This window comes from Nocardia sp. NPDC004654 (assembly GCF_040609595.1).
Classification (GTDB): Bacteria; Actinomycetota; Actinomycetes; order Mycobacteriales; family Mycobacteriaceae; genus Nocardia.
On sequence record NZ_JBEXKI010000013.1, the window covers coordinates 1 to 12,713 of the forward strand.

Below are 12,713 nucleotides of genomic sequence, written 5' to 3' on the forward strand. Positions count from 1 at the left end.
GGCCGTTTGACGCCAATCGAATACGAGACCATCATGACCCCACCGGCCAGTCAGGCCGCGTGATCGAACCTGTCACCCGATCGTGCAGCAGTCCCGTCCGACTCCGCTCTACAGTTCCGGCCCTGTCGAAGGCCACGTCAACCGCGTCGAGATGATCAAGCGCCGGATGTTCGGTCGGGCAAACCTCGACCTGCTTCGCAAGCGCATACTCCTGCAAGCCAACTGAGTATTACGAAGAGTGTGCCAGTGCCCGGATCTTCACGTGCACGCAGTCGATGAACACCACCGGATACACCGCGTCCAGGAGTCGGTTCTGCCATTCGGTCACGGCGGGATGGATCGGTCTGGCGCGGATACGACACCGTGCTCGACCGTGAGCGCTCGCTCGCTTCCTCCGTGGCGAGTTCCACAAGGCGAGAACGGAATTCGATTCTCTTGCCGCCGCCTCGCCGCCGGGATCGGATTCACCACATTGGCATCGGCTTTCGTATCGCCGAGTGAGTCAGGTGTCGTGGTCAGTGCCGACCGCCTCGCTGCTATCGAGGTTCCTGGTTTGTAGGAGATCCGTCGACCCTCGTTGTCGTAGGCCGGTCGTCCTTGCTTGTCGAACCACTCGCCCGTTTTCGGATCTCGGGTCCAGCCCTCGAACGTGGGCCGAGGCGGCCCTGCCTGATACGGAGAAGCGGACGCCCTCGCTTTCCAGCCTCTGGCGGGGTCGTCGATGCACGTCGGATCGGTCCATTGGAAGCCCTCGGCGAACGAACCTTGCGCGTTGGGCACTCGGTGTGCGTTCCAGGCGGGGTGCGACCGATTCCAATTCGCGAGCGGTTGAGCGGCGGTACCGAGTAGATTGGCGAGGTCGCCGTAGGTTGTCCAGCGACCTGCGGGCAGGGCCGCCGATACGTTGAAAAGCTCTGCCCACAAGGGGTTTTCGGATATGGAGAACTCCATCCGGCGTGCCATGGCCGTCATTAGCGCGTTCGATTCCAATACCCGCCCTCTTCTGGAAAAGCACGGCGAAAGTCTATCCAAAAGCTGGATAGGACAGGTGATCTCACCCAATGGCGAAGCGAACTGGGCGTTCCAAAGCATCACGCCGATGCTGCGGCAGCAGTTTCTTGGAAACGACTGCGGTTGCGGGCTAAGGCAATCGGGAGTTCACTCGTGCTGGTTCGGTGCTTGCCTGGAGGGTTCTGCAGGCGAGTTTCGGCGATCTCGAACTTGCTACCGGTTGTCACCTGCCGGCGCCAATGCCACCGACAGGTGATGTCCCGACTCGACTCCGCCGCAATTGGTTTCGCTCAGCCCATCGACTTCGCACCATCGAGCGATTCGCGGATGATATCGGCATGCCCTGCGTGCTGGGCGGTTTCGGTGGCGATATGCAGCAGCGTCCGCCGCGCGCTCCACCGCGCACCGGGCTCGAACCACGGCGCGTTCGGCAGCGGATGGGAGACGTCGAGGTCGGGCAGTTCGCGCAGCAGCTGGTCGGTTTCGGCCGCGACCTTCTCGTACTCGGCGAGCACGTCGGCGAGGGTCTCACCCGGCAGCATCGTGAACTGGCTGCTCCACTCGGCGATATCCGCCTCGGTCATCGATTCGAAGTCCGGCTGCGCCGTGGGCCCCTCCACGATGAACTGCGCCCATTTCCGCTCTACCAGCGTCACGTGCTTGATGAGCCCGCCCACACACAGTTCGCTGGCGGTGGTGCGCTGACCGGCCTGCTCGTCGGTGAGATCCCGAGCGGTAAAGCGCAGGAAATGCCGGGCCTTGGTGAGGGTTTCGAGGATGTCGGCGCGTTCGGAGTCGAGCTGGGGGAGCGTGGCGGTGGTCATGAGCGGGTTCCTCTCGTGATCGGTGTGAATCCCAAGGTAGAAACAATTGCGGCCAGTTTTCGTCCGCAATGTCGGCGATACTGAGAATATGGCTGATACGAGTGCGCGTACGTTGCGACTGCTGTCGCTGCTGCAGACCCATCGCTACTGGCCGGGAACGGAACTGGCTGAGCGCCTGGGCGTCTCCGCCCGCACCCTGCGCCGTGATATCGACCGCCTGCGCGACCTCGGCTACCCCGTCGATGCCCGCCCCGGTGTTGACGGGGGCTACCAGCTCGCCGCGGGCGCCGCGCTGCCCCCGCTCGTCGTCGACGACGAGGAAGCAGTCGCGTTGACCGTCTGTCTTCAGGCTGGTTCCCAGGGCGCCGTCGACGGTCTGGCCGAACCATCGATCCGCGCCCTGGCCAAAGTGGTTACTGTCCTGCCGACCCGCCTGCGCCGCCGTGTCGACGCCCTGCGCGCGATGACCGTCTCCACCGGCTGGACCGTCCCGCTCGCCGACGTCGACCCGGCCGTCCTCACCGACCTCGCGATGACCTGCCGCGCGGAGGAACGCCTGCGCTTCACCTACACCGCCGCTGGCAACGCCACCACTGATCGCGAAGTCGAACCCCACCGGCTGGTCTCCCTCGGCCGCCGCTGGTATCTGGTTGCCTACGACCTCACCCGCCACGGTTGGCGCAGCTTCCGCGTCGATCGCATTTCCGGCTCCGTCCCCACCGGCGCTCGTTTCCGCCCCCGTGATCTCCCCGCCCCCGACGCCGCCACCTTCGTCCGCAACGGAATCGGCTCCCTCCGACCCTCTTACGAGGTCTCTGCCGAAATCGAAGCGCCCGCCGACCTCGTCCGCTCCCGCATCGGCCGCTGGTGCACCGTCACCGACCTCCCGGACAACCGCTCCCGCATCGACCTCACCGCCGACGAACTACATTGGCCGCTCTTGGCCTTGGGCACCGTGGGCGCCGAGTTCCGCGTGCTGAGCCCAGCGGTGCTCGTGGACCGCGTGCAGGAATGGGGCGCGCGATTCACCCGCGCGGCCGAGCATCGCTGAGCCGGAACGTAATACGGTAATCGCGGAGTTCGTCGTCATTCGAAACATGGCATCCGAGAGGCTCTATATCTCGGCGACCATGACGTGCAGCAGGATCCGCTGAGGTTCCCGCTCGTCGACGCGAACTGTGCGGGACGTTCGATGGTTACCGTCCGGGGTCCTGCTCCGATCCCATGCAGCTCGGACGAGCGGTGAGTTGTCGACCAGCCGTGGCCCATCGACGACATCCGGATACCTGGCGTACGAGGTCTGGAATTCGCCGTGGAAGTCGGATATTCGCAGCGTTTCGTCGATCGCTTCTCGCGTTGCTGTCATCGACATGTCGTAATAGTCGTCGAGTCCGCTCGTGAAGCTCACGCCGAGAACGGTGACGCCGGGCGCGAGCTCGAACCGGGCGAATTCCAGTGCCTCTCTGATGCGATCGGGATCGATCGAGTGCTGATAGCCGCGGCCGTCGGTCCGGGATTCTTTTGTGCAGGAGGTGAGCGACGCTGTGAGCGTCGCACCGCAGGCGAGGGTGACGATGCTGGCTATCAAGGACTTTCGGAACCGCGCGCGTATTGCTTTCATCGACCGTAACCGTTCATTTGGTGAACACCGTAGCGACCGATCGAGCGCTGTGCGGATGCCAGCGCTGAGGAATCGGCTCGGTGCTCCGTGCTAGGTTACGACAATTCCTCACCGGCGGGGGTGCATGCGACGAACAACAGGCACCGTTCCAGCCGCACATCGCGCTGGTGGTCCGGGGGGTCGATCTCTTTCGGGGTGACCGCAGCGGGCGTGGGCAGAGCCGGATCACCCTCGCCCTGCCACTGGAGGAGGCGAGCGCGCTCATCGCGGAAGCGAGGCAGCTGGCGGGCGACCCACCGCCGCGCTGGCGGCGGTGGCGTTGGCCGAGTCCGGGCGGGTGTATGCACCGAGGCGCTCACCGCCCAGCCTCCCGCCGCTGATGACGTACCGGCGATCGCGTGCGCTGAATCGTTGATCAGCGAACCCGTTGTCAGTGCGAAATGTATTGAAGCTGGGCACAACTCGGGACAGCATGCGGGTTCGCGGCTATTCTGCTCGGTAGGGGTTGATTCGAATGGGAGGGGGTGTGATGGTCTCGATCGAACGGGAACGTCGCAGGCATTGGGTCGAGGGAAAGCTCGCCACACTCACCGGGTTGGGGCCATGGCATCGTCGGATTCTGTCGGTTGCTCTGATGGAATCCGGGTGGCATCTGCTTGTGGCGCGGGAACCGGAGTATCCGCCTGTCGACCGTGCGGCGGCATTCGCGGTGGGACGGACCGGGGTGTTCGCGCTCGTCTTCGCCGATGAGGTGCCGGGTGAATCGGAACTGCGTTCGGTGCGACGGCATGCGGAGGAGACGTTCGCGAATCTCTATTCCGGTCGCAGGCAATATGTTCCGCACATGATACAAGTGGTTCTGGTGTCTTCGGCCGACACGCCGATGGCGGCCGACGGCCGATTTCGGGTGGCGACCGCGGCGACTCTGCGCTCGAACCTGCTCGGAAACGACAAGGCGCTGCAGTCGAATTCTGCTCGCCACCTTGCCAAGACAGCCTCCGCTCGGCTGAGTGGGTACGAACTCATTACCACCGACGAAGCGCCGGCCGCGGAAACCGTCGAAGCGGAAGGTCTTTTCACCGAGGTCGAGGTGCGTGAGCATGAGCGTGACCGCATGCTCGGACGCCCATTCGCCGAGTGGATGACGTTCCTGGATCCCGAGCAACTCGCCCTCGTCAACCGCAATTTCAATGGCCCGGCGAGGTTCAGCGGGCCAGCCGGTACCGGAAAGACCGTAGTCGCGCTGCATCGGATGGCCCGGTTCGCTAAACACAATTCCGGGCGCCTGCTGTTCACCAGCTTCGTCAAGACGCTGCCTACCTACCATCGGTCGGGATTCGAAAGGCTCGCGCCGCACGTCGGCGATCGTGCCGAGTTCACCAGTCTGCACGCATGGGCGGTTCGCTTTCTCCGCCAACGCGATGTCATGCCCCGGCTGAACACCGACGTATGCGACAACGCCTACTCCCATACCTGGTTGAAGGCGCGCGAACACCTGGCCGATATCAAAGGCACCGGTGTCGAATACTGGAAAGACGAACTCGAACGCGTCATCAAGGGGCGCGGTGTCACCTCCTTGAAGGAGTATCAGGGGATCAACCGCACCGGCCGGAACCGTGTCATCCTCACCGATAGTCGGCGCGAAACCGTGTGGAAGGCAATATACGAGCCCTACCAGGCCATTTTGGAGCAGCACGAAGTCTGCGATCTGAACGACGTGGTCAGCGCCGCTCTGGCGGAACTGAGGCGTCGTCCGCTCGAGGAACCGTACGGGCTGGTCGTTGTCGATGAGGTCCAAGATTTCACCCTCTTGGAACTCCAGCTCGTGCACCAGATCGCGGGTGGGCGCGCCGATTCTCAGCTTTTGCTGGTGGGGGATGGCCAGCAGCAGGTGTATCCCGGTGGCTGGACGCTGTCGGACGCGGGCATCCCGATTGTCGGCCGCGGTGCTGTTCTGCGGGTCAACTACCGCAACCGCATGGCCGTACACGACTATGCGAAGTCCATCGACGCCACCAACGTCGTCGACGATCTCGATGGTGGCCCGGGATTCGTCCTGCGCGACACCGAGGTGGTCCTACCCGGCGGCCGCGCCGACGGATACACGGGGCGACGGTCGGATGTCGAGACGCGATTGATCGAGGCGGTCGAGAACGCGGCCGCGACGATCACCGACATCGCCGTGTTGACGAACACGAAGAGTGAAGCGGCACGGCTGGCCGACCGGCTAACCAGGGCCGGTATACCGACCTTGCCGCTCACCCGCTACGACGGCACACAGCATGGAGCGGTGAAGACTGGGACCGTGCACCGGGCGAAGGGAATGGATTTCGCCGCGGTCTTCCACGTCACCACTCGCTCCGGCGCACCGGTCGCCGAGCTGACGGGGGCCGAACGCGACAGAGCCGAACTGGCTGCCCGACAGACGATGGTCGCGCTGACCAGAGCACGCGACTACATCTGGGTCGGTGTTGTCGACAACCAAGTGCGGCCACTCTGACCATCCGCCGAGCGAGACTCCCACGGCGCTGACGCCTTCCGCGGCTACCGGGGAACTGTGTGATGTCCTGGCCGGCTCGCTGTCTGTGCGTCGACGTGACGGTCGGGAATCAACTCCCGAAGCGCGCGAGCACGGAGGAAGCTTCCTGGGAGGCGGTGCCTTCCTCGGCGAGATGGGCCATGGTGGGGGCGATCTCGCGGCCGTGGTGGGTCATCGCCTGGGCGTAGAGGCGGCCCGCTCGGTAGGAGGAGCGGACGAGGGGGCCTGCCATGACTCCGGCGAAGCCGATTTCTTCGGCGACCTTGGAGTGCTCGACGAATTCCTCCGGCTTCACCCAGCGGTCCACGGGGTGGTGGCGGGGGGAGGGGCGGAGGTACTGCGTGATGGTGAGGATGTCGCAGCCCGCCTCGTGCAGGTCGCGCATGGCCTGGGTGACTTCCTCAGGCGTTTCGCCCATACCGAGGATGAGGTTGGACTTCGTGACCAGGCCTGCTTCGCGGGCGGCGGTCAGGACGGCAAGGGAGCGCTCGTAGCGGAACGCCGGGCGGATGCGCTTGAAGATGCGCGGAACCGTTTCGAGGTTGTGCGCCAGGACTTCTGGGCGTGAGGAGAAGACCTCGGCGAGCTGGTCCGGGTCGGCGTTGAAGTCCGGAATCAACAACTCCACGCCGGTGTTGGGGTTCAAAGACTTGATGGCGCGGACGGTTTCGGCGTAGAGCCAGGCGCCGCCGTCTTCCAGGTCGTCGCGGGCGACGCCGGTGATGGTGGAGTAGCGCAGGCCCATGGCCTGGACGCTTTCGGCGACGCGGCGGGGTTCGTCGCGGTCGAGGGCGGCGGGTTTGCCGGTGTCGATCTGGCAGAAGTCGCAGCGGCGGGTGCACTGTTCGCCGCCGATGAGGAAGGTGGCCTCGCGGTCTTCCCAGCATTCGAAGATGTTGGGGCAGCCCGCTTCTTCGCACACGGTGTGCAGACCCTCGCGCTTCACCAGGCCCTTGAGTTCGGTGTACTCGGGGCCCATGGTGGCGCGGGTGCGGATCCACTTGGGTTTGCGCTCGATGGGGGTTTCCGCGTTGCGGGCTTCGATGCGCAGGAGTTTGCGGCCGTTGGGTGCGGACGCGTTGTGCGGTGTCGGGGTGTCGACTGAGGTCACTTGATCGACCTTACGCCTCGGGTGTCGGCCGCCGTCGGGGTGGCGGGAGCCGCGCTGTGGGATGCGTCGATGGAACGGTCTGCCGTCGAGGCGGTGGCCGCGCCCGCGGGCTCGGTACCGTTGTCCGCGACCTTCACGTCCGCGGTCGAGCTCTTCGGTGCCGCGGAGTCTGCGGCAGCCTCGCCTGCGCCGTCGGCGGCTCTTATGGCGGTCGTGGTCGCCGTGATGCCGGCGGTGGGGCTGGCCGCGGGCCGGTTGATGTCGTGGTCGCTGACCGGGAGATCGCCGTTCAGCGCGCGCACGATCGCATCGGCGACCAGTGGCTTGATCTCGGCGACGGTGACTTCACGGCCGAGTTCGCGGGTCAACGTGGTGACGCCCGCGTCGCGGATGCCGCAGGGGACGATGGCCCCGAAACCGTCCATGGAATTGCAGTTGAACGAAAGGCCGTGCAGGGCAACGCCGCGCTGCACGCGCACACCGATGGCGGCGATCTTGCGTTCGGGGGACCAGTCGTTGGCGGGCAGCCAGACGCCGGAGCGGCCTTCGACGCGGCCGACGATGAGGCCGAGTTCGGTGCACACCGAGATCAGCGCCTCCTCGAGGCGGCGCACGTACTGGACGACGTCGACGGGCTCCGCCAGCCGGATGATCGGGTAGCCGACGAGTTGTCCTGGACCGTGCCAGGTGATCTTCCCGCCGCGATCGACCTGCACCACGGGGCTGCCGTCGATCGGCAGGTCCGCGTCCTCGGTGCGGCGGCCCGCGGTGTAGACGGAGGGGTGTTCGAGGAGCAGCAGGTGGTCGGAGCCGAGGCCTTCGGCACGTTCGGCGGCGATGGTCCGCTGCAGGTCCCAGGCGGCGTGGTAGTCGATGAGACCGAGATCCTCGACGACGATCGGGGTGCGATCGAAGCGGGCGGACCAAGTGGTGCGCGTGTCGTTCACGCCGTTGACGGTACGCCCCGCGGTTTGGAGGCCGGTAGAGACTGGGTGTGCGGTATGCCACAGGCTTGCGGTGCCGCCCGGGTGCGTCCCGTCGGCCGCCGAGGTTCGGGCTCATCCGCCCGAGTGAAATGGTAGGTCCGGACGGAATCGTCAGGGCGCCGCGGGACGTGCTTCGCGCTGCGGGGTGCATCGCCGGAACGGATGGCTCGGTCGGGCTCGGGAGCTCCGCGGGAAAGGGCTTGTCCGGAGCAACTCCGTTCCAGCTGTGAGCACGCCACGGGTCCGGCGAGCGAGTCGCGATGTGGCGTGAGCGCGAGGTAACCAGCGCGCCGGCAGGGTCTGAAGCGGGTTGGGTGTGAGTTCTCTCGGTAACGGCGTGGTCGGGAACGGCGGCAGCATCGTCGGCGCGGTGGTCCGTTACGTGGTGACCTAGTTACGACCGAATTCGTGTACGCCAGGGCTTACCCCGTCAGCTGAAACGCTGCCCGCCTCGATCGGCAGGCAGCGGTCGGCCGCCTCGATGTTGCCCGAGGTGGCCGGTGGGCCAGACCTGGTAGTCGGTGAGGGAGCCCGCGGCGCCGAGGGCGTCGACGATGGGACGGTTCATCCTGGCGGGCAGCAGACTCTACGGATTTGCCGTGATCCGGTGACGCGGTGGATTCAGTCCACCTCGACCGGCAGCGTCAGCTGCATCAACGTCAAGTCCATCCAGCGGCCGAATTTGTGTCCCACCTCGGGCAATTGGCCGACCACCATGAAACCGAATCGCTCGTGCAGGACGATCGACGCGGCGTTCCCCGATTCGATGGCGGCGATCATCGCGTGCACGCGTCCGGATGTCGCGGCGCGGTCGATCAATTCGGTGAGCAGGGCGCTGGCCAAGCCGCGGCGTTGGAAGCGGTCGGCGATGTAGACCGAGTTCTCCACGGAGTAGCGGTATCCGACCTTCGGCCGCCACTGGCCGTAGCTGGCGTATCCGGCGACTTCGCCGTCGACCTCGGCGACGAGGACGGGCATGCCCGCCTCGACCCGGGAGCGGAACCAGGTGTGGCGCTCGTCGATGCCGACTTCGTCGATGTCCCAGATGGCGGTGGAGGTGGCGATGTTGGCGTTGTGGATGTCGAGGATCGCGGGCAGGTCACCTTCGCGCGCGTCGCGGATGACGGTGGCGTGGCGGGTGTCCATGGCGGTCAACGGTGTGCTCCGTGGTTCGGCGAAGGAGGTCAGCGGCGAGCGCGGTGTGTGCGGGCCTACCGTCGGTGTTCGAACCCGATCATCGCGCGTCCGGGAAGCTGCGGCAATGCGGGCTGGATCACCTGTCGTCCCCATCGCGGCCGATGGTTGCCGCCAACGCCGCACCGATCGTGGGGTGACGGAAGGGATACCCCGCCTCCTCCAACGCCGTCGGGATCGCCCGCGGCCCGCGCAGGATAGCCTCGTCGGCGAACTCCCCTATGAGCCCACGCAGCGCGAACGCGGGCAACACCAGCGGGGTGGGGCGGTGCAGCGCGCGGCCGAGTGCGCGATTGAATTCGGCGTTGGTGACCGGGGCCGGGCCGACCGTGTTGATCGGCCCGGACACGGTGTCGTTGGTGAGCGCGAAGACGATCGCGCCGATCTCGTCGTCCAGCGAGATCCACGGGGTGTACTGACGCCCGTTGCCCAGCCGTCCGCCGAGACCGAGCCAGTACAGCGGGTGCAGCATGCCGAGCATCCCGCCGTGCTTGGACAGCACGACGGCGCTGCGCAACAGCACCGTGCGCACGCCCGCGGCGGTGGCGGGACCGGTCGCAGCCTCCCAGTCACGGCACAGCGTGGCGAGGAAACCCGAACCGGCGGGGGAGGATTCGTCCACGACGCGGTCGCCGGTGGCGCCGCCGTAGTAGTGCACGCCGCTGGCGTTGACCAGCACCGGCACGCCCGCGGCGGCCACCTTGTTGGCGAGGACGTCTGTCGGGGTGATGCGGCTGTCGCGCAGCTCCTGTTTGTAGCTGCCGTTCCAGCGGCGTCGCCCGAGGCTCGCCCCGCACAGGTTGACCACCGCGTCCGCTCCGCGCAACGCCCGCTCGTCGAGCTCGGCGCGGGCGGGATTCCAGACGAACTCGTCCGGGGCGGCGGCGGGACGGCGCACCAGCCGAGCCACCTCGTGCTCGTCGCGGCGCAGTGCCGCGACGAGCGCCGTCCCGATCAGCCCGGACGAACCGGCGATCACGACCTTCATGCGGGACGAACCTTCCCCGGGTCAGAGGCCCAGATCGGCCTCGAACGCGGCCTCTTCGAGGCGGTGGCGGATCGTGGTCAGGAAGCGACCGGCGTCCGCGCCGTCGATGAGGCGGTGATCGTAGGTGAGCGGCAGGTAGCACATGGAGCGCACGCCGATCGACTCGTTGCCGGTCTCGTCGGTCACCACCACCGGGCGCTTGACGATCGCGCCGGTGCCGAGCATGGCCGCCTGCGGCGGGACCAGGATCGGGGTGTCGAACAGCGCGCCCTGGCTGCCGATGTTGGTGATGGTGAAGGTGCCGCCCGACAGTTCGTCCGGCTTCAGGCCGCCGTTGCGGGCCCGGTCGGCGATGTCGGCGATGGCGCGGGCCAGACCGGCCAGCGACAGGTCGCTGGCGTTGTGGATCACCGGGGAGAGCAGGCCCTGCTCGGTGTCGACGGCGATGCCGAGGTGCACCGAGGCGTGGTAGGTGATCTCCTTGGCGCCCTCGTCGTAGGAGGCGTTGACGTTCGGGTGCACGCCGAGCGCCTCGACGACCGCCTTCGCGAAGAACGGCAGGAACGTCAGGTTGACGCCCTCGCGGTCCTTGAACGCGCGCTTGGCCTGCGCGCGCAACGCCGCGATCTTGGTGACGTCGGCCTCGTGGACCTGGGTCAGCTGCGCGGTGGTCTGCAGCGATTCGCGGGTCTTGGTGGCGGTGATCTGCCGGATCCGGTTGGCCTTCTGGGTGGTTCCGCGCAGGTGCGCCAGCTGCGAGGCGGCCGGAGCCGACGGAGCCTTGGCGGCGGGCGCGGCGGCGGCCGGAGCGGGCGCGGCGGCCGGAGCCGGAGCCTTCTTGGCCTCGGCGGCGGCGAGCACGTCCTGCTTGCGGATACGGCCACCGACGCCGGAGCCCTGCACGGAGGCCAGGTCGACGTTGTTCTCCTCGGCGAGCTTGCGCACCAGCGGGGTGACGTACGGGGTGGCGCCGTTGCCGTCGGCGGCCGGAGCCTTGGCCGGAGCCGGGGCGGGCTTGGGGGCCGGGGCGGGAGCCGGGGCGGGCTTGGGAGCCGCGGCGGCGGGGGCCGGTTCGGGCTTGGGCTCGGGAGCCGGGGCCGGGGCCGGAGCCGGTTCGGGCTTGGCTTCGGGCGCGGGGGCCGGAGCGGGCGCGGGGGCGGAGGCGGCGGGGGAACCGCTGCCGATCACGCCGAGCTGTCCGCCGACGGAGACCACGTCGTCTTCCTGCGCGGTGATCTCCAGCAGGGTGCCCGCGACGGGCGAGGGGATTTCGGTGTCGACCTTGTCCGTCGAGACCTCGAGCAGCGGCTCGTCGACCTCGATCGTGTCGCCGACCGACTTCAGCCAGCGGGTGACGGTGCCTTCGGTGACCGACTCGCCCAGCTCGGGCATCTTCACCGGAGTGCCGTCGGCGGCGCCTGCCGACGCGGCGGCGGGCTGCTCGGCGGGAGCCGGTGCGGCGGGCTCGGGTTCGGGTTCGGCTTCGACCGACTCTTCGGCGGCGGCCGGTGCGGCGGCTTCGGGCGCGGGCGCGGTTTCGGCTGCGGGCGCCTCACCGGCGTCGCTGATCACGCCGAGCTCACCGCCGACCTCGACCACGTCGTCTTCCTGGGCGACGATCTTCGACAGCACACCCGCCGCCGGGGACGGGATCTCGGTGTCGACCTTGTCGGTGGAGACCTCGAGCAGCGGCTCGTCGACCTCGACCGTGTCTCCTTCCTGCTTCAGCCACCTGGTCACCGTTCCCTCGGTGACGCTCTCACCAAGAGCCGGCATCTGGACGGAGAAGGCCATGTCCGTTGACTCCTCTGACTGCTCGACGGGTTCTACAACAGTTGATCTCTGGCGGGTCGCCCTCCGCTGGTCGCGGTGAAAACCCGGAAGCCACCATCATTCTGAGTGGCACCGGAGATCTGTGCGGTTCTTGTACCGCGGTCCATCCTTGCACTCGTCCGCGTGGCGTGTAGCACAGGGCATGTCTCTACCGGGAAGCTGGCAGTATGGGAGGACCGGGTGTGAGCATTTGTCCGGTGTACAAAAGGAGGTCGGCGTCGATGGGTTTGCTGGATCGTTTCCGTGGCGCTCTGAACCGGGGCGGTCCCGCCGCACGTGCGTCGACCTCGGGCAACGACGACGCCCGCTACCTCGCCGACTGGGTGCGCACGCACATCGGTGTCGAGGGGTACTTGGAGCCGAAGACCACTATGACGGATGTCACGGTGGTGTTGGTCGCCGCCGACGGGGAGTGGACGCGACGGATCGTCGGGGAGCGCGGGGCTCAGCGGTTGGCGCGGGATCTGAGCATTCCGGTGTACGAGGTGCGCAAGACGGGGTATCCACAGCGGATGCGGGATTACGACGCTCGGAAGAGGATTGAGCGGCAGCGGGCGTTCGAGGAGGAGTTGCGGGATTTGTGAGTTCGGCAGTGCTGGGCGCGTC

12 protein-coding genes and 1 pseudogene are annotated in these 12,713 nt (G+C 67.1%); 4 read left to right on the forward strand and 9 right to left on the reverse strand.

Going from position 1 to position 12,713, the window contains the following annotated elements:
• Positions 1-229 precede the first annotated feature (229 nt).
• Positions 230-328 (reverse strand): transposase, encoded by a 99-nt coding sequence (locus tag ABZV58_RS33330; RefSeq protein ID WP_355004171.1) that lies wholly within the window; start codon positions 326-328, stop codon positions 230-232.
• 609 nt (positions 329-937) lie between these two features.
• Here ABZV58_RS33330 and ABZV58_RS33335 point away from each other — a divergent pair.
• Complete coding sequence (locus ABZV58_RS33335) at positions 938-1,267, forward strand: hypothetical protein (RefSeq protein WP_355004172.1); 330 nt, start codon at positions 938-940, stop codon at positions 1,265-1,267.
• Between the two features lie 34 nt (positions 1,268-1,301).
• On the opposite strand, the gene ABZV58_RS33340 is transcribed toward ABZV58_RS33335, so the two are convergent.
• Positions 1,302-1,835, reverse strand: a complete 534-nt coding sequence (locus tag ABZV58_RS33340) for a DinB family protein (protein WP_355004173.1) — start codon at positions 1,833-1,835, stop codon at positions 1,302-1,304.
• 88 nt (positions 1,836-1,923) lie between these two features.
• On the opposite strand from ABZV58_RS33340, the gene ABZV58_RS33345 reads away from it, so the two are divergent.
• The gene (locus tag ABZV58_RS33345; RefSeq protein WP_355004174.1) at positions 1,924-2,886 is read left to right on the forward strand and encodes a YafY family protein; all 963 of its coding nucleotides are present in this window, start codon (positions 1,924-1,926) and stop codon (positions 2,884-2,886) included.
• A gap of 63 nt (positions 2,887-2,949) precedes the next feature.
• Here ABZV58_RS33345 and ABZV58_RS33350 read toward each other — a convergent pair whose 3' ends face one another.
• Positions 2,950-3,456: a hypothetical protein gene (locus ABZV58_RS33350; RefSeq protein ID WP_355004175.1), complete on the reverse strand. Its 507-nt coding sequence runs from the start codon at positions 3,454-3,456 to the stop codon at positions 2,950-2,952.
• Between the two features lie 529 nt (positions 3,457-3,985).
• Here ABZV58_RS33350 and ABZV58_RS33355 point away from each other — a divergent pair.
• Positions 3,986-5,956, forward strand: coding sequence for a UvrD-helicase domain-containing protein (locus ABZV58_RS33355; protein ID WP_355004285.1), 1,971 nt, complete (start codon positions 3,986-3,988; stop codon positions 5,954-5,956).
• 109 nt (positions 5,957-6,065) lie between these two features.
• Here the strand turns inward: ABZV58_RS33355 and lipA are convergent, their stop codons facing one another.
• The 6 genes and pseudogenes from lipA to sucB all read right to left on the reverse strand — a co-directional run bounded on the left by lipA (position 6,066) and on the right by sucB (position 12,068).
• A complete protein-coding gene (gene lipA / locus ABZV58_RS33360) occupies positions 6,066-7,106 on the reverse strand; it encodes a lipoyl synthase (protein WP_355004176.1) in 1,041 nt (346 codons plus the stop codon).
• A 251-nt stretch (positions 7,107-7,357) separates the two neighbouring features.
• Positions 7,358-8,053, reverse strand: a pseudogene (lipB, locus tag ABZV58_RS33365) (lipoyl(octanoyl) transferase LipB); the annotation flags it as partial.
• 469 nt (positions 8,054-8,522) lie between these two features.
• Positions 8,523-8,660: a hypothetical protein gene (locus ABZV58_RS33370; RefSeq protein ID WP_355004177.1), complete on the reverse strand. Its 138-nt coding sequence runs from the start codon at positions 8,658-8,660 to the stop codon at positions 8,523-8,525.
• Between the two features lie 53 nt (positions 8,661-8,713).
• On the reverse strand, positions 8,714-9,238 hold the full coding sequence (locus ABZV58_RS33375) for an N-acetyltransferase family protein (protein ID WP_355004286.1): 525 nt from the start codon (positions 9,236-9,238) through the stop codon (positions 8,714-8,716).
• A 127-nt stretch (positions 9,239-9,365) separates the two neighbouring features.
• Positions 9,366-10,274, reverse strand: a complete 909-nt coding sequence (locus ABZV58_RS33380; protein ID WP_355004178.1) for a TIGR01777 family oxidoreductase — start codon at positions 10,272-10,274, stop codon at positions 9,366-9,368.
• Positions 10,275-10,295: 21 nt separating this feature from the next.
• Positions 10,296-12,068, reverse strand: coding sequence for a 2-oxoglutarate dehydrogenase, E2 component, dihydrolipoamide succinyltransferase (gene sucB, locus ABZV58_RS33385; protein ID WP_355004179.1), 1,773 nt, complete (start codon positions 12,066-12,068; stop codon positions 10,296-10,298).
• Positions 12,069-12,328: 260 nt separating this feature from the next.
• Between sucB and ABZV58_RS33390 the strand changes: the two genes are divergently transcribed.
• A complete protein-coding gene (locus ABZV58_RS33390; RefSeq protein ID WP_355004180.1) occupies positions 12,329-12,691 on the forward strand; it encodes an oxidoreductase in 363 nt (120 codons plus the stop codon).
• Positions 12,692-12,713: the final 22 nt, after the last annotated feature.

Bases quoted from the DNA above. Each gene is read 5' to 3' on its own strand.
- ABZV58_RS33375 (WP_355004286.1), bottom strand. From the start codon at position 9,238: ATGGACACCCGCCACGCCACCGTCATCCGCGACGCGCGCGAAGGTGAC.
- ABZV58_RS33345 (WP_355004174.1), top strand. From the start codon at position 1,924: ATGGCTGATACGAGTGCGCGTACGTTGCGACTGCTGTCGCTGCTGCAG.
- ABZV58_RS33355 (WP_355004285.1), top strand. From the start codon at position 3,986: ATGGTCTCGATCGAACGGGAACGTCGCAGGCATTGGGTCGAGGGAAAG.
- ABZV58_RS33340 (WP_355004173.1), bottom strand. From the start codon at position 1,835: ATGACCACCGCCACGCTCCCCCAGCTCGACTCCGAACGCGCCGACATC.
- ABZV58_RS33390 (WP_355004180.1), top strand. From the start codon at position 12,329: ATGGGTTTGCTGGATCGTTTCCGTGGCGCTCTGAACCGGGGCGGTCCC.
- ABZV58_RS33335 (WP_355004172.1), top strand. From the start codon at position 938: ATGGAGAACTCCATCCGGCGTGCCATGGCCGTCATTAGCGCGTTCGAT.
- sucB (WP_355004179.1), bottom strand. From the start codon at position 12,068: ATGGCCTTCTCCGTCCAGATGCCGGCTCTTGGTGAGAGCGTCACCGAG.
- ABZV58_RS33370 (WP_355004177.1), bottom strand. From the start codon at position 8,660: ATGAACCGTCCCATCGTCGACGCCCTCGGCGCCGCGGGCTCCCTCACC.
- ABZV58_RS33380 (WP_355004178.1), bottom strand. From the start codon at position 10,274: ATGAAGGTCGTGATCGCCGGTTCGTCCGGGCTGATCGGGACGGCGCTC.
- ABZV58_RS33350 (WP_355004175.1), bottom strand. From the start codon at position 3,456: ATGAAAGCAATACGCGCGCGGTTCCGAAAGTCCTTGATAGCCAGCATC.